Origin of the sequence: Curtobacterium sp. PhB172 (assembly GCF_003752545.1) — a bacterium.
In the GTDB taxonomy this organism is placed as follows: Bacteria; Actinomycetota; Actinomycetes; order Actinomycetales; family Microbacteriaceae; genus Curtobacterium.
In genome coordinates, this window is the sequence record NZ_RKIF01000013.1 from 1 (window position 1) to 23,024 (window position 23,024).

The 23,024-nt window shown below is 68.6% G+C and carries 18 protein-coding genes; 9 read left to right on the plus strand and 9 right to left on the minus strand.

Annotated features, from left to right (window positions below; genetic code table 11):
* Window positions 1–147: 147 nt before the first annotated feature.
* The 3 genes from EDF42_RS17955 to EDF42_RS17965 form a co-directional block, all read right to left on the minus strand.
* Window positions 148–1,482, minus strand: a complete 1,335-nt coding sequence (locus EDF42_RS17955) for a sugar ABC transporter substrate-binding protein (protein WP_173169216.1) — start codon at window positions 1,480–1,482, stop codon at window positions 148–150.
* A gap of 99 nt (window positions 1,483–1,581) precedes the next feature.
* Window positions 1,582–2,571 (minus strand): carbohydrate ABC transporter permease, encoded by a 990-nt coding sequence (locus tag EDF42_RS17960; protein ID WP_207906668.1) that lies wholly within the window; start codon window positions 2,569–2,571, stop codon window positions 1,582–1,584.
* Complete coding sequence (locus EDF42_RS17965) at window positions 2,568–3,515, minus strand: carbohydrate ABC transporter permease (RefSeq protein WP_111086247.1); 948 nt, start codon at window positions 3,513–3,515, stop codon at window positions 2,568–2,570. The genes EDF42_RS17960 and EDF42_RS17965 overlap by 4 nt, the downstream gene beginning before the upstream one ends.
* 192 nt (window positions 3,516–3,707) lie before the next feature.
* Between EDF42_RS17965 and EDF42_RS17970 the strand changes: the two genes are divergently transcribed.
* Window positions 3,708–4,742 (plus strand): LacI family DNA-binding transcriptional regulator, encoded by a 1,035-nt coding sequence (locus EDF42_RS17970; protein WP_123339025.1) that lies wholly within the window; start codon window positions 3,708–3,710, stop codon window positions 4,740–4,742.
* Between the two features lie 411 nt (window positions 4,743–5,153).
* On the opposite strand, the gene EDF42_RS17975 is transcribed toward EDF42_RS17970, so the two are convergent.
* The gene (locus tag EDF42_RS17975) at window positions 5,154–6,659 is read right to left on the minus strand and encodes an alpha-N-arabinofuranosidase (RefSeq protein ID WP_123673809.1); all 1,506 of its coding nucleotides are present in this window, start codon (window positions 6,657–6,659) and stop codon (window positions 5,154–5,156) included.
* 308 nt (window positions 6,660–6,967) lie between these two features.
* Here EDF42_RS17975 and EDF42_RS17980 point away from each other — a divergent pair, with 308 nt between their 5' ends.
* The 3 genes from EDF42_RS17980 to EDF42_RS17990 all read left to right on the plus strand — a co-directional run bounded on the left by EDF42_RS17980 (window position 6,968) and on the right by EDF42_RS17990 (window position 10,286).
* A complete protein-coding gene (locus EDF42_RS17980; protein WP_111086245.1) occupies window positions 6,968–8,323 on the plus strand; it encodes an extracellular solute-binding protein in 1,356 nt (451 codons plus the stop codon).
* Window positions 8,324–8,398: 75 nt separating this feature from the next.
* Window positions 8,399–9,370: a carbohydrate ABC transporter permease gene (locus EDF42_RS17985; RefSeq protein ID WP_111086244.1), complete on the plus strand. Its 972-nt coding sequence runs from the start codon at window positions 8,399–8,401 to the stop codon at window positions 9,368–9,370.
* Window position 9,371: 1 nt separating this feature from the next.
* On the plus strand, window positions 9,372–10,286 hold the full coding sequence (locus tag EDF42_RS17990; protein WP_111086243.1) for a carbohydrate ABC transporter permease: 915 nt from the start codon (window positions 9,372–9,374) through the stop codon (window positions 10,284–10,286).
* Between the two features lie 200 nt (window positions 10,287–10,486).
* Here the strand turns inward: EDF42_RS17990 and EDF42_RS17995 are convergent, their stop codons facing one another.
* A complete protein-coding gene (locus EDF42_RS17995; protein WP_123673811.1) occupies window positions 10,487–11,326 on the minus strand; it encodes a siderophore-interacting protein in 840 nt (279 codons plus the stop codon).
* A gap of 28 nt (window positions 11,327–11,354) precedes the next feature.
* On the opposite strand from EDF42_RS17995, the gene EDF42_RS18000 reads away from it, so the two are divergent.
* From EDF42_RS18000 to EDF42_RS18015, 4 genes are read left to right on the plus strand one after another with little or no spacing between them, the layout of a single operon-like run.
* Window positions 11,355–12,434, plus strand: coding sequence for an iron ABC transporter permease (locus EDF42_RS18000; protein WP_260212509.1), 1,080 nt, complete (start codon window positions 11,355–11,357; stop codon window positions 12,432–12,434).
* A gap of 29 nt (window positions 12,435–12,463) precedes the next feature.
* Window positions 12,464–13,540: an iron ABC transporter permease gene (locus EDF42_RS18005; protein ID WP_260235563.1), complete on the plus strand. Its 1,077-nt coding sequence runs from the start codon at window positions 12,464–12,466 to the stop codon at window positions 13,538–13,540.
* Entirely contained in the window at window positions 13,537–14,406 is an 870-nt protein-coding gene (locus EDF42_RS18010) for an ABC transporter ATP-binding protein (protein ID WP_123673813.1), read from the plus strand. The genes EDF42_RS18005 and EDF42_RS18010 overlap by 4 nt, the downstream gene beginning before the upstream one ends.
* A gap of 11 nt (window positions 14,407–14,417) precedes the next feature.
* Window positions 14,418–15,428, plus strand: a complete 1,011-nt coding sequence (locus EDF42_RS18015) for an ABC transporter substrate-binding protein (protein WP_123673815.1) — start codon at window positions 14,418–14,420, stop codon at window positions 15,426–15,428.
* 98 nt (window positions 15,429–15,526) lie between these two features.
* Here EDF42_RS18015 and EDF42_RS18020 read toward each other — a convergent pair whose 3' ends face one another.
* The 3 genes from EDF42_RS18020 to EDF42_RS18030 all read right to left on the minus strand — a co-directional run bounded on the left by EDF42_RS18020 (window position 15,527) and on the right by EDF42_RS18030 (window position 21,753).
* Window positions 15,527–17,581 carry a transglycosylase domain-containing protein gene (locus EDF42_RS18020; RefSeq protein ID WP_260235564.1) on the minus strand — a complete coding sequence of 685 codons (2,055 nt, stop codon included), beginning with the start codon at window positions 17,579–17,581 and terminating at the stop codon, window positions 15,527–15,529.
* A 1,154-nt stretch (window positions 17,582–18,735) separates the two neighbouring features.
* Window positions 18,736–20,994, minus strand: a complete 2,259-nt coding sequence (locus EDF42_RS18025) for a phospholipase A2 (protein WP_221181046.1) — start codon at window positions 20,992–20,994, stop codon at window positions 18,736–18,738.
* A gap of 321 nt (window positions 20,995–21,315) precedes the next feature.
* Window positions 21,316–21,753 (minus strand): NUDIX hydrolase, encoded by a 438-nt coding sequence (locus EDF42_RS18030; RefSeq protein ID WP_123673821.1) that lies wholly within the window; start codon window positions 21,751–21,753, stop codon window positions 21,316–21,318.
* Window positions 21,754–21,795: 42 nt separating this feature from the next.
* On the opposite strand from EDF42_RS18030, the gene EDF42_RS18035 reads away from it, so the two are divergent.
* The gene (locus EDF42_RS18035) at window positions 21,796–22,026 is read left to right on the plus strand and encodes a hypothetical protein (protein ID WP_123673823.1); all 231 of its coding nucleotides are present in this window, start codon (window positions 21,796–21,798) and stop codon (window positions 22,024–22,026) included.
* Here the strand turns inward: EDF42_RS18035 and EDF42_RS18040 are convergent.
* Window positions 22,023–22,979 (minus strand): phosphotransferase, encoded by a 957-nt coding sequence (locus tag EDF42_RS18040; protein ID WP_123673825.1) that lies wholly within the window; start codon window positions 22,977–22,979, stop codon window positions 22,023–22,025. The two genes, EDF42_RS18035 and EDF42_RS18040, sit on opposite strands and share 4 nt — an antisense overlap.
* Between the last annotated feature and the right edge of the window lie 45 nt (window positions 22,980–23,024).

A 23,024-nucleotide genomic window follows, 5' to 3' on the forward strand; every position in this document is an offset into this window, starting at 1 on the left:
GGGCCCCGCCCGCGCCGCGGGGGGGGGGGCGGCGCGTGGCGTGGGGGGGGGGGGGGGCCTTGTTTCTTTTTTCGTTTTCTTTCTTGCTGGCGGGGGGGGGGGGGGGGCCCCCCCCCCCCCCCCGACCCCGGGGAGTTGGTGCCGGTGCTACTTGGTCGAGACCGTGAAGCCCTGGTCCTTGCCGTACTTGGCGAGGGCCTTCTGCCAGGCCTCGAGGCCGGCGTCGAGCGAGGTGCCGTTCTCGTACGCCTGACCGACGGTGTCGGCGTAGACGCTGTTCGCGTACACCTGGTACGGCAGGTAGGTGAAGTCGTTGTCCGAGGACTTCGACGCGTCGACGAGCACCTTGTTGATCTGCTGCCCACCGAAGTAGGACGGCTTCTCGTCGAGGAAGGCCGACGAGTCGAGGTCAGCGGTCGTCGAGGGGAACCCACCGGACTTCATGAAGACGCCGGTCGACTCCTTGGACGAGTTCAGCCACTTCAGGAAGCCCGCGGCGAGGGCCGGGTTCTTCGACTGCTTCATGACGACCTCGGCGCTGCCGCCGTTGTTCGCGGTCTGGGCGGTGCCGCCGTCGTAGGTCGGCATCGGAGCGACGCGCCAGTCACCCGAGGCCTGGGCGACGCCGGACTCCAGGTTGCCGGGCATCCAGGCGCCGGTGATCATCGTGGCGATCTCACCGTTGCCGAGCTGCTTGTACCAGTCGTCGGTCCAGCCGACGGTCTTCGACAGCAGGCCCTGCTCGACGAGCTCGTTCCAGGTGCTCGTCCACTTCTTCGAGCCCTCGTCCTGCAGGTTGATGGTCACCTTGTCACCGTCGGTGGTGAACGGGGTGCCGCCGGCCTGGGCGATCATGCTCGTGGTGAACCCGGCGTCGCCGGAGTCGGCCGCGATGTAGGCGTTCGGGTCGGCCTCGTGCAGCTTCTTCGCGGCAGCGACGTACTCGTCCCACGTCTTCGGCACGGCGATGTCGTGCTTGTCGAAGACCGTCTTGTTGTAGAACAGCGCCATGGGGCCGGAGTCCTGCGGCAGGCCGTAGACCTTGTCGTCGATCGAGACCGAGCTCCAGGTGCTCTTCGCGAACTTGTCCTCGAGCGAGTCGAAGCCGTAGCCGGACAGGTCGAGCAGCGAGTCGGACAGGGCGAACTGCGGCAGCGCGAAGTACTCGACCTGGGCGACGTCGGGGGCGCCCGAGCCGGCCTTCACGGTGTTCTGCAGCTTGGTGTACTGGTCGGCGCCGGTGCCGGCGTTGACGAGCTTGACCTTCACCTTGGGGTACTGCTTCTCGAACGCGGCGACCTGGGCCTTGGCGGAGGGGGTCCACGACCAGTAGGTCAGGGTGCCACCGTCCTTCAACGCCTTGGTGATGTCGTCGGACGAGCCACCGGACGACGAGCCGCCGGTCGCGCAGGCGGCGAGGGCGATCGTGGCGGTGACGCCGATGGCGAGGGCGCTGAGCCCGCGCCGGAGACGCTTGTTCATGGGGGTGCCTTTCACTTCTTCGTGGAGAGGGGGTAGTGCTGCTGTGTTCCGGACCGGAGGGCGCGGGGCGGGGTCGCCACGGGCCTCCCGTCCGACGGATCAGGCCTTGACGGACCCGGCCGCGAGGCCGGACTGCCAGAAGCGCTGGAGGAAGAGGAACGCGACCACGATCGGGATGATCGTGAGGAGCGATCCCGTGACGACGAGGTTGTAGATCGGCTGCGCACCGGACCCGGTGGCCTGGGCGTTCCACTGGTTCAGGCCGACCGTCAGGGGGTACCACTTCGGGTCGCTCAGCATGATGAGCGGCAGGAAGTAGTTGTTCCAGGTGGCGACGACCGCGAAGAGCAGGACGGTGACGACACCGGGAGCGAGGAGGCGGAGCGCGATGGTGAAGAAGATCCGGAACTCGCCGGCGCCGTCCATGCGGGCGGCCTCGAGGAGCTCGGCGGGGATCGCGTCGACCGCGTAGGTCCAGATCAGGTACATGCCGAACGGGCTGATGAGCGACGGCAGGATGATCGACCACGGGGTGTTGGTCAGGCCGACCTGCGAGAAGAGCAGGAAGGTCGGGACCGCCAGGGCCGTTCCGGGGACCGCGATGGCACCGAGCACGATGGCGAACACCGCGCGGCGTCCGGGGAACTGGAACTTCGCCATGCCGTAGCCGGCGACCGTCGCGAGCAGGGTGGCGCCACCGGCACCGACGACCACGTAGAGCAGCGTGTTGCCGAACCACTGCAGGAAGATGCCGTCGTTGTACGTGACGGTGTCGACGATGTTCTGCCAGAGGTTGAAGTCTCCGCCGAACCAGAGCCCGAACGTGGAGAGCAGCGACGCCTGCGTCTTCGTGCTGTTCACGAGCAGGTAGAACAGCGGCGCGAACGAGTAGACGACGAAGACGACCATGACCGCGGTCAGCAGGCCGGAACGCTTCGGCTTGCGTCCGTCGACGTGCTGCTCGGCCTTCCGCTCGGCCTTCCTGGAGGCCCGGGTCGAGCGGGTGCGCGGGTCGCGCTGCGTCGTGGTCGCCTCGGTGACCGTGGCCGGCCCGGCGGCGCCGGTCGCGGGGTGCTGGATGGTGCTCATCGGTTCTCCTGGCGGGTTCCGCGGACCTGGACGACGTAGGCGATCACCGCGGTGATCACGCCCATCACGATCGCGACGGTGGCGGAGTAGTTGAACTGCTGGCCGCTGAAGGACAGCGAGTAGGCGTACATGTTCGGGGTGAAGGCACTGCCGATGACGTTCGGGGCCAGGGTCTTCAGCAGGTTCGGCTCGTTGAAGAGCTGGAAGCTGCCGATGATCGAGAAGATCGTGGCGATGACCATCGGGCCGCGCAGGGCCGGGAGTTTGATCGAGAAGACCGTGCGCAGGGGGCCGGCGCCGTCGAGCTCGGCGGCCTCGTACAGCTCACCGGGGACCGTGCGGAGTGCGGCGTAGAAGATCAGCATGTTGTAGCCGAGGAACTCCCACGTGACCACGTTGCCGATGGAGGTCAGCACCCAGCTGGGGCTGAACGGCTGCAGCAGGTCGATGCCGAGCGCGTCGTTCGCCGCACCCGTCAGGCCGAACTGGTTGCCGTAGATGAAGCCCCAGATCAGGGCCGCGACGACACCGGGGACGGCGTAGGGCAGGAACACCGCGATGCGGAAGAACGACGTGCCCCAGAGCCGTGCGCTGTCGAGCGCGAGGGCGGCCACGAGTGCGAGCCCGAGCATGATCGGCACCTGGACGACCAGGAAGATCGCGACCCGACCGAAGCCGGACCAGAACTTGGCATCCTGGAAGAGCTGGACGTAGTTGGCGAACCAGACGAACTGGTTGCCGCCGATGAGCTGGTCGCGGAACAGGCTGAGCCAGAGGGCGTAGCCGATCGGGACGATGAGCATGGCGATCAGGACGACCACGAAGGGGCCGACGAACAGCCAACCGGTGTAGCGCCCCCGCGCCTTGGTCCGGCGACCTGCCGGGCGGGGGGCTGCCGGCTGCGCTGCGGCTGCCTCGCCGGGCCGCGCTGCGAGCGTGCTCATGTGACTCCTTCGTCTGCTGCGTTCGGGTGTCCGGTGTCGTCTGCCGCGACCCGGGCCCGGTGACGGGCGCTCTGGCGGTCGCAGATGTTGACGTCAACATCGAACGTCAGGACGATAGCATGGCAACGTCAACATGCGCTAGCGTCCGGGAACGCAGACTGCGTGATCCCGCAACGGAAGGAGCTCGAGCCGATGACGACCGAGTCCCCCGCCGGCACCCGCCGCTCCCCCTCGATGGCCGCCGTCGCCGACGCCGCCGGGGTCTCGATGCAGACCGTCTCGCGCGTCGCACGCGGGTTCGACAACGTCAGCCCGGACACCCGCGACCGCGTGCAGCGCGCCATGGACACCCTGGGCTACCGGCCGAACCGTGCCGCGCGGGCCCTGCGATCGGGGCGCTTCCGCACCATCGGCGTGATCATGTTCACGCTCGCGTCCTTCGGCAACATGCGCACGCTCGAGGCGATCGCCGACGCCGCCGGTGCGGCGGACTTCACGATCACGCTGCTGCCGATGGCCTCGCGCACCGAAGAGGGCGTGCGCTCCGCGTTCTCCCGCCTGCACGAACAGGCCGTCGACGGCGTCGTGATCATCATCGAGTCGCACATCATCGACACGGCCGAGGTCGTGCTGCCCGACGGCGTGCCCATGGTCATCATCGACTCCACCGGCAGCACCGACCACCCCGCGATCGACACCGACCAGACCGACGGCGCGCGCCAGGCCACCCAGCACCTGCTCGACCTCGGCCACGAGACCGTCTGGCACGTCGCCGGACCGACCTCGTCGTACTCCGCCGCACGCCGGTTGGCCGCGTGGCAGGACACCCTCGAGCGCGCCGGGCGGCACGTCCCGCCGGTGTTCCACGGCGGGTGGAGCACCGACTCCGGCTACCGCGCCGGCCTGACCATCGCCGCACGCCCGGACATCACCGCCGTGTTCGCCGCCAACGACCAGACCGCGCTCGGGGTGCTCCGCGCCGCGCACGAGTTCGGGCGGTCCGTGCCGTCGTCGCTCAGCGTGGTGGGGTTCGACGACTCCCCCGAGTCCGACTCCTTCTGGCCGCCGCTCACCACCGTGCACCAGTCCTTCGACGAGGTCGGGCGCCGAGCCGTCGCGAACCTGCTCGCCCAGATCGACGGCGAGTCCGTGTCCTCCGCCCCCGACCTGGTGCCCGTGCGCCTGGTGGAGCGGGCGAGCACGGCGCCGCCGCCTGCCGCGCGCTGACGCGCTGCGCGCTGCCGCGGTTCGCCCCGGTTCGCGAAAGCGACACTGTGCCGCCAACCTTCCGCGGAGAACTGTCGCGTTCGCGGACCCGACGGCGCAGCCGGCCGCACATCTGTCGCTTTCGCGACCAACAGGCGGACGGGAGGCACGGTGCCAGCCCGCCACGGGCCTCCCGTCCGCCGCCCGGGGCACACCCGCGAAAGCGACAGTGTGCCGCCAACCATTTGCGGAGAACTGTCGCTTTCGCGGTCCGGACGCCGCAGCATGCCGGGCGACTGTCGCTTTCGCGAACCGGACCCGACCGACACACGACACGCGACACGCGCGCGGAACGAGCAGAGGACGTCGGGCGCGAGCGCCCGACGTCCTCTGTGCTCACTCGACGCCCGCCGCAGCGAACGCCGAGGCGTCTCAGCCGATCGACACGGCAGTCCAGGACACGGGCGGCAGCTCGATCGTGATGGTGTCGCCGTCGCGGCTCACCGTCTCGTTCGTGCGGAGCCCGACGCGCTCGGTGGACGAAAGGTCGTTCACGGCGTGGATGTCGTCGTCCCAGACGCCCTCGGCACGGACGTCGCCCGAGGCCGCCAGGCCCGCGAGGTCGATCGTGACGGTGGTCGACTCGGACGGGTGACGGTTGATCAGGAAGACCGCTGCCGTGCCGTCCTCGGTCACGGTGGCGGCCGAGTCCACGACCGGCACCTCGCCGTACTTGCCGCCGTCGACGGTGTCACCCGAGGACTTGACCTGCAGCGACGTGCCGTTCGCCAGGCGCGACGTCACCGAGAACGGGAAGAACGTCGTCTGGCGCCAGGCCGGGCCGCCGGGCTCGGTCATGATCGGGCCGATGACGTTGACGAGCTGCGCGAGCGAGGCCGAGGCGACGCGGTCCGCGTGGCGGAGCAGCGAGATGAGCAGCCCACCCACGACGACGGCGTCGGCGACGGTGTAGACGTCCTCGAGCAGGCGCGGGGCGACCGGCCAGTCCTGCGGCCCGAAGGTCTTCTGCTGCTCGTTCCACTTCGAGATCGACCAGACGTTCCACTCGTCGAACGAGATGTCGATGCGCTTGTCGGACTTCTTCTGCGCCTGCACGTGGTCGGCGGCGGTGGTGACCGTCTTGATGAAGTGGTCCATGTTGACGCCGGCGGCGAGGAACGACGGCAGGTCGTCGCCCTCTTCGTAGTAGGCGTGCGCCGAGATGTAGTCCACGTCGTCGTAGGTGTGCTCGAGGACGGTGCGCTCCCACTCGCCGAACGTCGGCATCGACGCTCCGGACGAACCGCAGGCGACCAGCTCGAGGTCGGGCTGGATCTGGCGCATGGCCTTCGCGGTCATGGCGGCGAGCTTGCCGTAGTCGTCGGCGTTCTTGTGGCCGAGCTGCCACGGGCCGTCCATCTCGTTGCCGAGGCACCACATCTTGATGGCGAAGGGCTCCTGGCGACCGTTGGACTTGCGGTACTCGGACAGTGCGGTGCCGGCGTCGATGTTCGCGTACTCGAGCAGCTCGATCGCCTCGGCGGTGCCACGTGTGCCGAGGTTCACGGCGAGCATGAGCTCCGAACCGACCTGGTCGAGCCAGTGCTGGAACTCGTGCAGGCCGACCTCGTTGGTCTCGGTCGAGTGCCAGGCCAGGTCGAGGCGCTTCGGGCGCTGCTCGACGGGGCCGACGCCGTCCTCCCACTTGTAGCCGGAGACGAAGTTGCCGCCGGGGTAGCGGATGGCGGAGACGCCGAGTTCCTTGACGAGCTCGACGACGTCCTTGCGGAAGCCGTGCTCGTCGGCGGTCTCGTGCGCGGGCTCGTGGATGCCGTCGTAGACGTGGCGGCCGAGGTGCTCGACGAACCCGCCGAACAGGCGACGTCGCACCGGCCCCACGGTGAACGCGGCGTCGAGGACGAGGTGTGTGCGGGGCATGGATCTCCTTCGATCGTGCGAGAGCGGGTACTGCGGGTCGTGCGGTGCGCGTGCTCGGTCCGGCGCCAGGGGTAGCGAAGCGGACCGTCACGAAAGTGAGCGCTCACCTGACAGAAACGCTACCGGGTTCCACGGCGACGCGAAAGGGGTGGCGGATGATCTTCGCGAGCGCTAATGTGAGCGCTCACGGAGCACCGACCCACGGCTCTCGTGCACGGAGCAGCAGTGTTCCGCGAACGGAGCAGCGATGCCCCGGCGGGAGCACCGACCCTGCTCCCGAGCCCGGCCCATCCCGATGGAGTGATGCCATGCCGAACCGCCCAGCAACACCCGCGTCGCGCCTCTCGCGCCGCGGCTTCCTCGCCGCAGGAGCGGCGGCCGCGACGGTCCTGCCGCTCGCCGCGTGCTCGAGCCCGATCGCAGCCGGCCTGGCCGGCAGTGCCCTCAACCCCGAGACTCTCGTCTTCTGGAACCTCTTCGGCGGCGGTGACGGCCTCCGCATGCAGGCGATGGAGGACGGCTACGCGAAGCAGCACGGCGGATCGAGCTCGCTGCAGGCCACCACGTTCGCGTGGGGCAACCCGTACTACTCGAAGCTGACACTGGCCACCGTCGGGAACAAGCCGCCGGACGTCGCGGTCGCCCACCTGACCCGGGCGAAGCCGCTGTGGGACGGCGACCTGCTCGACCCGATCACGTCCGAGGACCTGGCGAGCGTCGGCCTCAGCGCCGCCGACTTCAACCAGAAGGCCTGGACGGCGCAGAAGACCGACGGCAACAACATCGCGATCCCGCTCGACACCCACCCCTTCGTGCTCTTCTACAACGTTGACGTGTGCAAGAAGGCGGGCCTGCTCGACAGCGACGGCAACCTCAAGGACCTGTCCGGCATGGACACGTTCGAGAGTGCCCTCGCCGCGGTCGCGAAGGTCACCGGCGGCACCGCGCTCAACGTCGCCAACGTCGTGCCGGAGACCGCCACCCCGTGGCGCTTCTTCTGGACGATGTACAACCAGATCAACGACGCGACCCCCTTCATCAGCGACGGCGGCGCGAAGCTCACGGTCAACGAGGACGCCTACAACGAGGTCACCAGCCGCACCCAGAAGTGGGTCAAGCAGGGCTGGATGAACAAGGCGCTCGACTACGCCACGGCGCAGTCCCTGATGTTCGACGGCAAGGCCGGCTTCTTCATGCAGGGCGAGTGGGAGATCAGCACGGCGCAGTCCATCAAGGGACTGAAGTTCGGCATGGCCCCGATCCCGCAGCTGTACGACAAGCCCGCGACGCAGGCGGACTCGCACACCTTCGTGCTGCCGAAGAAGGACCGCACGCCGGAGCAGCGCAAGCAGCACATGCTCTTCATCAAGCAGATGCTCGAGCAGAGCCTGACCTGGGCCGAGGGCGGGCACGTCCCCGCCTACATCCCGACCTTCGACAGCAGCGCCTACAAGGAGCTCAAGCCCCAGTCGAACTACGCGGCCGCAGCCGAGACCGCCGTGTTCGACGACCCCGCCTGGTACGGCGGCTCCGGCTCGACCTTCGAGGGCACCGTCGGCGCCCAGCTGGCCCTCGTGCAGCAGGGCAGCTCGTCGCCCGCACAGGCGCTCAGTGCCATCAAGTCGCAGCTCGCGACCTACCTGAACACCCCGAGCCCCCTGTGACCGGGCACGCGACCACCGGGCATGCACCTGCCCGGCACGTGAACGCCGTGAACACCGCGCGAAAGGCACGATGACGTGACCACAGCACCTGTCCTCGACCGGCCCACGGATGCGGCCACCGCGTCGCGTCCGCGCCGGAACCGCACCTACGGCACCAGCCTCACCCGTGGCCAGGGCCGCAGCGGCTGGCTCTTCCTCGCCCCGTTCGGCCTGTTCTACGCGGCGTTCCTGCTCGGCCCGACGGTCTGGATGATCGTCTCGAGCTTCTTCAACACCTCGACCGTCCGCACAGGCCTCGGCAGCTTCGCCGGGTTCGCGAACTACGCGGAGATGCTCGGACGCTCCGACTTCTGGTCGTCGCTCTGGCACACGCTGCAGTTCACGCTCTACACGACGCCGCCGCTCGTCATCCTGGCGTTCGTGTTCGCCGTACTGACGAACCGGATGAACCGCGGCCAGTGGTTCTTCCGACTGGCGTTCTTCCTGCCGTTCATCCTGCCGTCGGCGACGATCTCGCTCATCTGGGTGTTCATCTTCACGCCGGCGACCGGCCTGTGGGCGAGCATGCAGTCGGCCATCGGCCTCACCCCGGGCTCCGGCATGCTGTCCAGCCCGAACACCGCGATGATCGGTGTCGCGATCGCCACCGTCTGGTGGACCCTCGGCTTCAACTTCGTGCTCTACCTGGCCGGCCTGCAGGAGATCCCGCGCGAACTGTACGAAGCGGCCGCCGTCGACGGTGCGTCGAACTGGCAGCAGATCAAGTCGATCACGCTGCCGCTGCTCGGCCGCACCACGACGCTGGTCATCCTGTTGCAGATCATCGCGAGCCTGAAGATCTTCGACCAGGTGTACCTGATGACGAACGGCGGACCGGGCATCTCCACCCAGGTCTCGCTGCAGCTCATCACGGGCGTCGGCTTCACCGACAACCGACTCGGTGCCGCCTCGGCAGCGTCGGTGCTCCTGTTCATCGTGATCGTCGCGATCGCGGTCATCCGGCAGCTCGTCGAGCGCGCTGCCGCCAAGCGAGAGATCGGGGCCTGACATGACCGCCACCGAGAGCATCACCACCGGCCGCGCCAAGCTCCGCACCGGCGTCTCGGCCGCCGCCCCCGCGAACGCCGCCAAGATCGGCGTCTCCGGCAAGGGCTTCAACCTGGTCGCCGGGATCATCCTGATCGTCTTCGCGATCATCTGGCTCATCCCCAGCCTGTTCGCCCTGAAGACGTCGCTGTCCGACAACGGCGTCGCCGCCCTCGGCGCGAACTCGATCCTGTCGAACTGGAACCCGACGCTGCACTCGTACGCGTCGCTGTTCCAGGCCGGCGACATCTGGAACTGGTACCTCGCCAGCGCCATCACGAGCGTCATCACGGCCGTCCTGACGGTCATGTTCGCCTCGATGGCGGCGTTCGCGCTGTCCCGCCTGGTGTTCCGCGGTCGGAACATCGCGTTCCTGCTCATCATCCTCGGCATCATGATCCCGACGCAGGTCCTGATCATCCCGATCTTCCAGGAGCTCAACGCCGTCGGCCTGCTGAACACCTACTGGTCGGTCATCTTCCCGCAGGTGCCCGCCGTGATCGCGGTGTTCATCTTCAAGCAGTTCTTCGACGGGATCCCGAAGGAGCTGGAGGAAGCGGCACGCATCGACGGTGCCAACATCTGGAAGATCTACTGGTCGGTCATCCTGCCGCTGTCGCGTCCGGTGATCGCCGCGGTGACGATCCTGACCTTCGTCGGTGTCTGGAACAACCTGCTGCTGCCGCTGTTCGTGCTGTCGAACCCGGACCTCATGACGATCCCGGTCGGGCTCGCCACGGTCCAGGGCAGCTTCGGTCAGCGCTACGCGGACATCCAGGCCGGAGCGATCCTGGCGGCGTTGCCGCTGATCATCCTCTACCTGATCTTCCAGCGGCAGATCGTGGAGGGCGTGACGGGTTCCGGCCTCAAGGGCTGACGCCACCCCACGACGGACGGGAGGCCCGGTGCCAGCTGGCAGCGGGCCTCCCGTCCGTCCTGTTGGTCGCGTTCCAGGCGTGGGTCGCCTGCCGAATCGGGCGTACCTGGCGAACTCGGGCGTACCTGGCGAGAAGTTCCGTGCCGGTACGCCCGAAAGCACCAGGCATCGCACATGCCATGGGAAGGAACGTGCACCGCTCAGGCGGAGACGGACTCCTTGGCCTCGTGCTTCCAGAAGCCGGAGAACGTGATGCGCGCCTTCGGCAGACCCGCACGGTGCAGGTGCCGGCGGCCCTCGGTGGCGAGGGTCGACTCGCCGACCACGAAGGCGTAGCCCCGGTCGTCGACGGGCACGTGCCGCTGCAGTTCGGCGAGCGCCGCGCGGCCCGGGACGGCGTGGTGGTCGACCTCGTCGCGGACGATCCACGTGACCGTGACCCCGGCCGGTGCGTCGATCTCGCGGACGTCGCCGGCGGTGGGGACCTCTTGGATGATGCGGCCGACGGCGTTCCGGGGCAGTGACGCGGCGATGCCGAGCACGCCGGGCAGCCCGGTCTCCTCGGCCGCGATCACGATCTCGCTGGTGTCGTCCGGGCAGTCGAAGATGCAGCCCTGGTCGAGCATCGCCAGCTGGTCGCCGGGGCGGGCACCGCAGGCCCAGATCGCGGCACGGCCCTCGGGCTCGCCGGCGGCGTCGGTGTGCACGACGAAGTCGATGTCCATCTCGGCGGTGCCGTCGGGCATCGGGCGGAACGCGGCGACGGTGTAGTTCGCGCAGTGCGGCCGGACGTCCTCGGGGATGGCCAGGAACGTCGGCCACCACTTCTTGCCGTCGAGGTCCGGCATCCGGAACGCGTCCTGGTCCGGGCGCCCGGTGAACAGGCGGAACCAGTGGTCGAAGCCGAGGAACGGGAACTCGTGCAGGTCGTCGCCGGTGACGGTGACGCGCTGCATCGACGGCGTCGTGCGCTCGGTCCGCAGGACTCGGGCGCGGAAGAGCCGGGGATTCTCGGGCAGGAGCCGCGGAGTCTTCGCCATGAGGCAAGGCTAACCTAAGATGTTCTCCGTGCCAGCCCCCTCCCCTGCCCTGGCTTCCGTCTCGGAGGCCCGCACCGCCGATGCGTCAGCAGCCCTCGGTGTCCACCGCACCGCCGTCCGTCGCCGCGTCCTGGTGATCGCCGGACTGGTCGTCGTGCTGGTCCTGGTGGCGGTCGCGAGCATGCTCCTCGGCAGCAACCGGATCGGCGTCGACCGGGTGCTCGACGGCCTGTTCCGGACCGGCTCGACCACCGACGAGGCGATCGTCTGGGGCTCCCGGGTCCCGCGCACGCTCATCGGTGCCGCGGTCGGTGCGGCCCTGGGGATCGCGGGGCTCCTGATGCAGGGACACACCCGCAACCCGCTCGCCGACCCCGGACTGTTCGGGGTCTCGTCGGGTGCCGGGCTCGCCGTCGTCCTCGGCGTCTACGTGTTCGGGGTCACGAGCACCGGCGCGACGGTGTGGTTCGCCCTCGGCGGGGCACTGGTCGCGAGCGTCGTGGTGTTCTCGGTGACCATCGCGGGCAGCGGGACGGCGAGCCCGGTCCCTCTCGCCCTCGCCGGCGCTGCCGTCTCGGCCCTGTTGGGCGCGCTGACCTCGTTCGTCGTCCTGACCGACCAGGACTCGCTCGACGCGTACCGGCTGTGGGTCGTCGGTTCCCTCGCCGCACGGCAGCTCGACATCCTCGGCGCGGTGTGGCCGTTCCTGGTCGCCGGGCTGGTGCTCGCGGTCCTGAACGTCCGGGCACTCGATGCACTCGGGCTCGGCTCGGACCTGGCCAAGGGCCTGGGCGAGAACGTGCTCGTCGCGCGGCTCGTCGGACTCGGGGCCATCACGTTGCTCGCAGCCGGAGCGACCGCCGCCGCCGGACCGATCGGGTTCGTCGGCCTGACGGTGCCGCACGTCGCCCGGGCCCTCGTCGGCACCGGGCACCGGTGGACCCTGCCGGTCTCCGGGCTCGTCGGAGCGGCGCTCGTGCTGCTCGCCGACGTCGTCGGACGCCTGATCGGCGGGTTCTCGGAGGTCGAGGTCGGCATCGTCCTGGCCGTCATCGGCGGCCCCGTCTTCGTCGCCGTCGCCCGTCGCCGATCGCTGGTGTCCCTGTGACCGGCACGACCGAACGAGCATCCGTGTCCATGTCCGGCGCAGCCGTCCGAGCGCCCGGCCGGACCGGGGTCCGCATCGGTCCGATCGGCCTCGCCTGGCGCCCGCGGGTGTTCTGGTACACGGTGGCCTCGCTCGGTCTGGTCCTGGTGCTCGTCGTCCTCGGTGTCGCGATCGGCTCGACCTGGATCGCCCCGGGCATCGTGCTCCGCTCCCTGGTCGGGCTCGAGACCGGCCCGGACGGCTTCATCATCACCACACTCCGGCTCCCCCGTGTCCTCACCGGCGCGCTCGTCGGGCTGACCCTCGGCATCGCCGGCGCACTGACCCAGACGTTCACGCGGAACCCCCTGGGCACCCCGGACATCATCGGCGTGACGTCGGGCGCGAGCGTCGGCGCCGTGGCGGCCATCGTGCTCGGTGGGGGCACGTACTCGGTGTCCTCGATCGTGCTCAGCGGCGGGATCCCGGTGGCCGCGACGATCGGCGCGCTCGTGGCCGCCGCCGTCGTGTACGGCCTCGGCTGGCGCGGCGGGGTGCAGAGCTACCGGCTCATCCTGGTCGGCATCGGCGTGAGCGCGACCCTGGACGCCGTGACGAGCTACCTGCTCGTCCGCGCCAAGATCACCATCGCGACCGCGGCGTCGCAGTGGCTCGTCGGCAGCCTGTCGAGCACCTCGTGGTCGAGCGTCTGGCCGCTCCTCATCGTCGCCGCGGTCGCGGTGCCGATCGCCCTGGCGACGAGTGCGGCGCTCGGCATCGGACAGCTCGGTGACGAGGTCGCGACCGGGGTGGGGCTCGCGGTCCAGCGGCACCGCCTGCTCGTGATCGCCCTGGCCGTCGTGCTCACCGCCGCCGCCGTCGCCGCTGCGGGACCGGTCGGCTTCGTCGCGTTCGTGGTGCCGCAGGTCGGACTCCGGCTGGCCGGGACGAACCGGCCGCCACTGCTGCTCGCCGGTCTGCTCGGCGCCGCGCTGGTCCTCGCGGCGGACCTGCTGTCCCGATCGGCGTTCCCGTGGCAGGTGCCCGTCGGCATCATCACGACCGTGATCGGCGCCCCGTACCTGATCTGGCTCCTCATCCGTCACCGCAAGGAGATGTCCCGATGACTCCCCCGTCGACACCCCCGTCCACCCCGGTCCTCGAAGCCCGCGGCCTGTCCGTCGGCTACGACCGGCACCCCGTGCTGACCGACCTCGACCTGCGCATCGAGCGCGGGACAGTGACGACGTTCCTCGGCGCGAACGGCTGCGGCAAGTCGACCCTGCTCAAGGCCTTCGGGCGCGTGCTGAAGCCGCAGTCCGGCGAGGTCCTGCTCGACGGTGCCCCGATCCGCAAGGAACCGAACCGCCAGGTCGCACGGAAGCTCGCGATCCTGCCGCAGTCCCCCGTCGCTCCTGCGGGCACGAGCGTGCTCGACCTGGTGATGCGCGGCCGCAACCCGCACCAGTCGTGGGCGAAGCCCTGGACCGCGGACGACGCCGACGTGGCGGAGCATGCCATCGCGGCGACCGGGCTGACCGACGTCGCCCACCGCGACGTCGCGAGCCTGTCGGGTGGCCAGCGACAGCGTGCGTGGATCGCCCTGGTGGTGGCGCAGCAGGCCGACACGTTGCTGCTCGACGAACCGACGACCTACCTGGACCTCGCACACCAGCTCGAGGTCCTGCGCCTGGTCCGCCGACTCAACCGCGAGCAGGGCTCCACCATCGTGATGGTCCTGCACGACCTGTCGCTCGCGGCTCGGTTCTCCGACCGGCTCGTCGTCCTGCACGACGGCGGCGTCGCTGCCGACGGGGCACCGCACGAGGTACTGACCCCCGCGTTGCTCGAGCGCGCCTTCGGGCTGCACGCGCGCGTGTTCCCGGACCCCGTGACCGGCGCCCCGATGATCGTGCCCGAGGCCGACGAGCACGACCCGGCGCCGCATGCCGAACCGGACGTCGAACTGGCGGGTGCCGCGCACTTAGGTTAGCCTCTCCTAACGTGAAGCTCTCCCGACGCGGCTCCCTCCGAGCCACCCTCCTGACCTCCGTGGCCGTCTCGGCCCTCCTCCTCGCCGGCTGCTCGAGCACCGACTCGAACGACTCCGACGGTGACACCGCGGCGTCGAAGGCCTGGTCCTACGAGGACGCCACCGGCACGACCGTCAAGGTCGACCACACGCCGAAGCGCGTCGTCGTGCTGAACGACATCGCGATCTCGTTCATCGAGTACGGCCTGAAGCCGGTCGGCACCTTCGGCCAGCTGACCATGGCGAAGGACGCCCGGTTCGACGACCTGGACACCGACGGCATCACGCAGCTCGGCACCGCCTACGGCGACATCGACCTCGAGAAGCTCGCCGCGCTGAAGCCCGACCTCATCGTGACCTCGGTCTACCCGACCGACGAGAAGGGCACGCTCGACGACACGCAGCCCGGCTACGGCTTCAAGGACAACGAGCAGGAGAAGCAGATCGAGGCCATCGCGCCGGTCGTCCAGGTCAAGTGGGGCGGCAAGGGCGAGGACGTCATCGAGAAGATCGCCGACCTGAGCGAGTCCCTCGGCGCGAAGGAGTCGACGATCGAGGCCGCCGAGAAGCGCTTCGACACCGCCGGCGACGAGCTCGAGAAGGTCGCGAAGGAGAAGGACCTGTCGGTCGTCTCCATGTACGCCGACGGCGACGGCGCCTACGTCACCCGTCCGACCGACGAGCCGCTGCTGCAGATGTACTCGTCCTTCGGGGTCGACTTCGTGACCCCGAAGCCGAAGGGCTTCTACTGGGGCATCTACTCGTGGGAGAACGCGGGCCAGATCACCGGTGACGTGCTGCTGCTGTCGCAGCAGGGCTACCAGGTCGCGGACCTCGAGAAGCAGCCGACCTTCGCCGACAACGCAGCGCTCGAGGCCGGCCAGGTGCACAGCTTCACCTTCCCGGCGCTCGACTACGCCTCGCAGGCCGACTACATGAAGCAGCTCGCGGGCTGGCTCGAGGACAGCAAGAAGCTGTCCTAGAACGCAACCGACGAACAGACGGGAGGCCCGTTGCCAGCTGGCAACGGGCCTCCCGTCTGTTCGGTGTCGCGTCTCGTGCACGTGACCCGCTGCTGTCGTCAGCCCACCGGCAAGGCGGCGTTCACAGCGGTCTGCGCATCGCGCCAGACCGCTGCGCGGGACCCCGCGTAGGTGCCGCCCTGACCGTTCGAGTAGTACCGCAGGTTGTGCTTCCCGCCGTCGGTGTTGCCCTGCCAGTACGCGGTCACCGCGCGCGAGCTCCCGCCGACCAACCACACCTGGTCGGCGGCGTCGGCCGTCCCGGTCTTGCCGAACAGCGTGGTGCCGTCCGGGGTCTGGCCGCCGCTCGCCGTGCCGCCTCGGAACGCGCCCTGCATGACCTCGAACGCCGTCGCCGCGGTCTGCGGCGAGACGGCCTGCGAGCAGGTGCGCGGCTGCCCGCCGAGCTCCGTGCCGTCCGGTGCGGTCACCTGGTCGATGACGACCGGCGCGCAGTACCGACCACCGTTCGCGACGCCCGCGTACGCCGCCGCCATCGTCAGCGGCGCGATGCTCTCGGTACCGAGCAGCGACGCTGGGTTCCACGGCAGCTCACCGCCGGCGGCCAGGTGCACACCGAGGCGCTTCGCGACGTCGCGGATGTCGCACAGGTCGAGCTGCGCGGCCATCGACTGGTAGGCGGCGTTCACGGACTGGGCCGTGGCGGAGCGCACCGAGTACGGCCCCTTCTGGCCGGGCGAGTCGTTCTTCGGCTGCCAGAACGCCGTCGTCTGCTCGCCGCACGCCGTCCACGTGCTCTGCGGGTGCGGGGTGCCGTTCACGACCGTGTCCGGGCTGCGGCCGGCCTCGAGCCACGCCAGCAGCGTGAACATCTTGTACGTCGAGCCGGTCTGGAAGCCCGTCGAATCTCCGTCGGCCTGGTCGACGGCGTAGTTCAGCGACGTCGCCGTCGGTGGCGCCTGCTCCGACCGGTCGTAGTCGGTGTTCTGCGCCATCGTGAGCACCCGGCCGGTGCCCGCCTCGACGGTGTTCAGCGTCGCGCCCAGCGCGAGACGAGTCTCGGTCTTCGGGTCGTACCGGTCGAGCAGGTCCTTCTGCTTCGCGTTCAGGTCGAGGTCGAGCGTCGTCTGGATGCGGTACCCACCCGTCCGCCAAGCATCGGCGCGCTGCTGCTTCGTCGCGCCGAGCTGCGGCAGCCGTGCGGCGACGCGCTTGGCGTAGTCGCAGAAGAACTCCGCCCCGGTCTCGACGGCCTCGCACCCCTGCTGCGGCGCGGTGATGCGCACGTAATCAGCCACCTGAGACAGCCGTGCCGTGCGGTACTCGTCGGTCGTCAGGTGCCCCTGCTCGTGCATCGAACGGAGGATCACGTTCCGCCGTGCGGCGTTGTCGCGGTAGTGCTCCGGCGTGGACAGGTCGCGGCGCTCCGGCCACTGCACGATCGCGATGAGCGATGCCGCCTCGGCCGGGGTCAGGTCGGTGGCGGACTTGCCGTAGAAGTGCTGCGCGGCCGACTGCACGCCGTAGGTCTGGTCGCCGAAGTAGGCGATGTTCAGGTACGCCGTCAGGATCTGCTCCTTGGTGTACTTCTTCGCAAGGCCGATCGCGAGCTTCATCTCGGCGAGCTTCCGCTGGGGCGACCGCTTCGTCGCCTCCTTGTAGCCGGCCTTCTGCTCCACGAGCGTCGGCAGCTCGCTCGCCCGCTGGATCTTGATGTTGCGCACGAGCTGCATCGTGAGCGTCGAGCCACCCGAGCCGCCCTCGCCCTGCGACGCGGCGACGCTCACCAGGGAGCGGACCATCGACGTCGCGTCCACACCACCGGTCTCGTAGAACCGCTTGTCCTCACCGTCGACCGCAGCGTGCTTGAGCTGGTCGCTGATCTGGTCGAAGGACAGCTCCTGCCGATCCTGCGCCCACACGTTCGCCAGGTGCACCGGTTCACCGCCACGGTAGGCCCAGACCTCGTTCCGCTGCGGCAGGTCCCCGATCTCGATGTGCTCCGGCAGCGACTCGAACACCCCGATCGCCGACGTCGTGCTCACGCCGGCGACCGCGATCATCGGCGTCACGCCGACCCCGACCATCAACCCGGCGAGCACACTGCCGCCCACGAAGCCGAGCGCGGCTCCCCCTGCACGTCTCATCGTCATCGCTGTGGATCCCCCGTGGTGCATCACGCACCGATCTGGTGCAGTAGTTCGGGAGCGTCCCAGCCGATCTCGGGCGGTCGCCGGGACTTCGCCGCGGAACGCCGCCGTGTCCGCTGGGAAAGCGCCCGTCGTGACGGGATCGTGACGTCAGCGGGGGCGATCTCGGCCCGCCGGACGATGACGGGCGGCTCCGAGAGTGCCCGCCTCTGCCCGTTCGTCGCCGGCGGTCATCTCAGTACGAGCGTGCAGCACGTGAGACACGAGATCCCGATGCACCTCCATCGACAACACGTCGGTCGTCGCGGCGCACGCCCGCGGCAACGAGGGGTCCTCGCGCCGAGCCGTGTCCCCCTGCCGGACCCACAGGCGAGCCGGACCCGATCTGCGTCGCCACCCTTGTCTCGCAAGCCACTGTCAATGACACCTTCACCGAAGACGCTTGCGAGACATGGTTGTGAGAACCGCCGCACCCCGGATTCCGCGGGACGGAGCGCCTCGGCGGTGCTACCGACGAGACGTTTCGCAACCGTAGGGGTGCAAGACGGTACTCGCGGCCCTACTCGGGCGAGTCCGCGAGCCAACGAGTCCGAGCGAGTACCTCGTCGAAGGCAAACACTTCGCAGTCCGGCAGCGGGCACTGGTTCGCACCACGGTCGAGACGGGTGAGAGCTCGAATGACTAGCGAATGATGTCGACTCAGGTCCGATAATGGTGCCTCTCGGAACGTTTCAGCGGAGATGGAAGCGCTCCTCACCGTTTAGGGAGCCGTGACAGCACAAGACCCCGACACCCCGGTGAGGGGCAGTCGGGGCCGGAGCGGGTGTCCCGGCCGTCACGCTGACAACGACTCAGCGACCGAAACGAGAGAATATGCCAAGGAAGGGGCGGGAGCGGGAACGCCCTCGCCCCTTCTCGGCGTGTTAATAGATATTAACTTGCACGCCGCTTCGCCCGGATGACTCCGACAATGAGAGCAACCACAAATGTGACGATTCCCGCAACGCCAATGACCATCCCCCCAACGAAAGCACCGGCTGCACCGAACGGGAAGCCTCCTTCGGAGGGATCAAGCAGGACGCTTCCACCCCAAGCCGTCAGCACAAAGCCTGCAATCAGCAATGAAGTGCTCACTAGATGAGCCGCGCGTGAGATATTCATGCCTTACTACCCTTCCCAACATAATGGGACTTACCGTACTTTCGAACGAAGGCGTAGTACACGCCTGCCCAAGCAGGGCAACCCGCGAGAACTGCCCCCACCTTACCGCCATATGCAGCGTAGCAAGCCTTGAGCATGTTGGCCTTCAAAGCTTTATCGCAGTTCAAGCGCGACGTCTTTGAGTTTTTTCCGTAACAAATGTCATGTGCGTCACAGGCCGGTTTGAAGTTCGCCAAGAAGATGCGGTCTGGGGATTTCGTGCATCCATTGGGAGCAGCCCTCACGGACATGCCCCCGCCCTCGGCGGCAAATCCGGGCTGGGTGGTTGCTTCGCCTTCAGCCGCAACTCGGAAGTGCCAGGACGGCGACTCGAGCGACCCGGTCGTACCCCAACTGTTCGCAGCGTGCACGATCGTCGACCACGCGTAGGAATGCCCTCGAATGAGGGGTTCGTCGTCAATTAAGAGGGGCTCGTCTTGAAGCTGCTCCACCCGCACTGCACCCGTGGTCTCGTCGACAAGGGTGTACGAGACGCGAGCGTCCGAAGGGAGGACTGCCGACGTTGAGAGGAACGGGAATAGCGCGATCGTTGGCTCCGTGATAGCCCCGTCTTCAGTTGACGGGATGAGGCTTTCCGAGTCCCAGGATCCCACACCGAACTGAGTGCTAGTCGTCGCACTCGATGTAGTGCCGTCGGTCACGACAGCTTCGATCGTGACTATCCCGGTCAGATACTGCAGGTTGTACGTGAAGGTTGAGCGGCCGGATTCATTGAGCACCTCAGTTGAGTCCAGCGCACCGTTCACAATGAATTGAAGCTCTTGGCTGCTCGTGCTTGCTGCCGGGGCGGTGACTGTACAAGTAACACCGTTTGCCTGCGCTTGTTCGTCCCGAACCCAGGAACCCGCAGCAAAGGGTGCAGCGCAGCCAATTGTCGGCGCAGTGGGGTCTACATACCACCCCTGCACGTCGATGACGTAGTTGGTGGGGTCGGCGACGTTGTTGAGGTTGATCTTCCCGTTGGCGCCGAGGGCGACGGTGACGGTGTTGGTGCGGATCTCGTCGGTCTGGAAGTTGATCGACGTCGTCTCCGGCTGCGTGGTCCCGTTGGCCCAGACGGATGCGCGACCGTCGCTGCCGCCGTGTGCGGCGGTCAGTGTCAGCACGACTGCGGTGATGCCGGAGCCCATGACGGGGACACCGGCCTGCCCGGCGACCTGGATGGCGCGGGTTTCGTTTTTGGCGAGGATCGTGTTTCCCGTCGCGCGGGAGTCGAAGACCCGACCGATGCCGGGCGTGAAGGTTGCGCCAGTGACGCCGGCCTTCGTGAAGTACCCCTGGAGGTCGATGACGAGGTTGATGGTGGACGAGCCGTTGTAGATCGTCATCTTCCCGCTCGAGGACAGGCGCACCTGCGCCTGGATCGAGGTGTTCACCGACGGTGCGTAGTGCAACGCGTTGTCGGGACGGGTGGTCCCGGTCGCGTACGGGGTGAGGTAGCCGTCGGAAGCGGTGGAGTTGATCGGGAGGAGGTTCACGACCGCGCTGGACGCGCCGGCCGGGACGCCGTTGGCACCGGTGACCTGAATGTCGACGCTCTTCCCGGGTGCGAGGAGCGCCTTCGGGGCGCCGAGCCCGGAGCGGGTGTCGACGATGCGCTTGCCTGCGACGGGGACGAAGCCGCCGGCGGCGGTGCCGTCGGTGTTGGCGGTGTAGTAGCCCTGCACGTCGAGGATCAGTCGTGCGGCCGTCTCGGTCGACACCTGGATGGTGCCGGCGGCGCTGACGGCGACGATCGCGGTGTTGGAGACGTACTCGCCAGTGTTGGCGTTGTAGATAAGCATCGTCGTGCGCGACGTGTCCGCATCCGGACGACCGAAGAGCGTGCCTGCGGACGGTGTACCGCTGACGGTTGCGTTCAGCGAGACAGCACCGACGGTGCCGTCATTGGGGATCCCGGCGACGCCGGCGATCTTGATGGTCCGGTACTTGCCCGCCTCCATCGGCGTAGTGAACCCGCCTGTACCAGCCTTGGTGTCCAGGACACGGCCGGATGCGGGCACGAACACGCCCCCGGTTCCGGTGTCATTGATGGCCTGCGCCGGTGTGGCGACGAGTAGTGATCCGACAAGTGCGAGCGCGCCGAGGGTTGCAGCAGCGATACTGCGCTTCCTCGTGCGCGGAGCGTGCAGCAGTGTGCGCACGAAACCCCCTACGTGATCGACAGCACGGGTTGCTGTCAGTTTGCGCAGCATATGAGGAGGCTGGGTGTCGGCACCCGGCCCCCGTCCTGGGGGCAGAACGCAAAACCCCAGGTCAGAACAGGTAGTTTCACATCGGGCTTAATGAATGCTCAGACAAGGGTTATGCCCACGTGATCTTTATCGCTCGAGGCAGCTTCCGGGTGAATCCTGGTGCAGGGCGGCGCCAGGCGCCGTGCTGGCCGGCACAACAGTCAGAGACGATCGTTCGTGAACGCGATCCCGGCCACACCTGCACGCACCAAGCTGGCCGCCGAGTGCTGGGGCGATGAGGGGTGCGCCGCCGGCAACCGAGGGGCCGACGGGCTCGTGACATCAGCTGGCCGAGGACTCCATCGGGACGGTACCCGCGAGCAGATCGAGCACGCCGTCCGGGAACACCGGCGCGTCCGTCTCGGCGGGCACCCAGCGCACCGGGCTGCCCTCGTCCAGCACCACGAGTTCGGCGTCGAGCGGCTCTTCGTCCAGATCGGCCGACCGGACGGCGAACACGTGGACGTACTCGTGCCCGGGCTGCCCCTCGTACTCGAACAGGTTCTCGAGGACACCGAGCTGCCGGACCTCGTCGAGTGCGACGTCGAGCTCCTCGCGGAACTCGCGACGGAGCGCCTGGACGGCGGTCTCCCCGAACTCGATGCCGCCGCCGACCGCGCGGTGGAAGCGCAGGCCGCGCCTCTGGTCGAACGACTCGGACAGCAGCACGTGGCCGTCCTTGACCGGCAGCCCGACCGCGATGTTCCGGATGCTCCCCATCACGCCACTCTGCCACCGGTGCGGGTTCGGTAGGTTCGGACCATGCACCACATCCGCTCGATCGTCACTCTCGCGATCGTCTTCCTCGGTCTGGGCTTCCTGCTCACTGCCGGTGGTTCCGTCTGGACGATCCTCACCCCGGACGGCACCGGCGTGAACTTCGCAGCGGGGTTCATGTACATGGGCGGCATGGTCATCGGCATCGCCGGGATCGCACTCGGGGTCGCCGCGCTCGTGACCGTCGCCCGGGCGGCGAAGCGCTTCGGCCGCTAACCGGCGAGCGCCCCGGCGGCAGCGCCCCACCCGGTGGGGTCATCCCCCGGCGGGACGAACAGCATCGTGTTCCAGAGCACCAGGACGTCCCACCACGCGAGCTCGTCGGCGGTGAGCGCGCTCACCGAGCGGTAGCCGTCGAGCAGCTGCCGATGGACGGTTTCGGGGACCGGCCCCCAGTCGTGGAAGAGCGTCCCGAGCAGGACGGCCGACCGCGCCAGTTCGACGATGCGGTGGTCGCGGCGCAGGTCCTCGAAGTCGATGACGGCGACGACGTCCGCGTCAGCGCACAGGACGTTCGCCGCCCGGTAGTCCCCGTGCACGATCTGGACCGGCAGCCCGTCGGACGGCGCGGCCGCCAGCAGCCGTCGCAGTGCCACCCGGGCACGGTCCGGCACCTGCCCCGGCGCGCCGTTCAGCCAACCCTCGATCTGCTGCGTGAGTGGGGTCGGCGGCGGGCGCACACCGGTTGCACGCGCCCGATCGGGGCTGTCGCGCAGGGCGTCGTGGAAGCGGGCCAGCGTCGCACCGGCCGCGCGGACCTGTGCCGGTTCACGGACGTCCAGCAGTGTTCCGTCGATGACGTGCTGGAGCCCCATCGAGACTCCGTCGTCCTCGACCTGCACCCGTCCGTCGGGCGTCGGCACCGGGGTGGAAACGGGCAAGCCGCGCTCCGTGAGCCACGTCGTGACGTCCGCCGCGAACGCCAAGCGCTCGAACCCCTCCGGTGCGATCGACCACTTCAGGAGCATCCGTCCCTCGGCGGTCGACACCCAGGCGAGTGCGTTGTGGTCACTCATCACGATGCGCTCGCACGCGACGACGTGCACGTTCCACCACCGGTCGAGCGTCCGGATGACCCAGTCCTCGGCAGCGTCGACGTCCGTGAACCCGAAGCGGCTCCGCAGCACCTGGGCTGGATCGGCTCGTTCCCAGAGCATCTCGAGGGTCATCGCTCCACCCTCGCAGGTCGCGCTACCATCCGGTACCGGTCCACG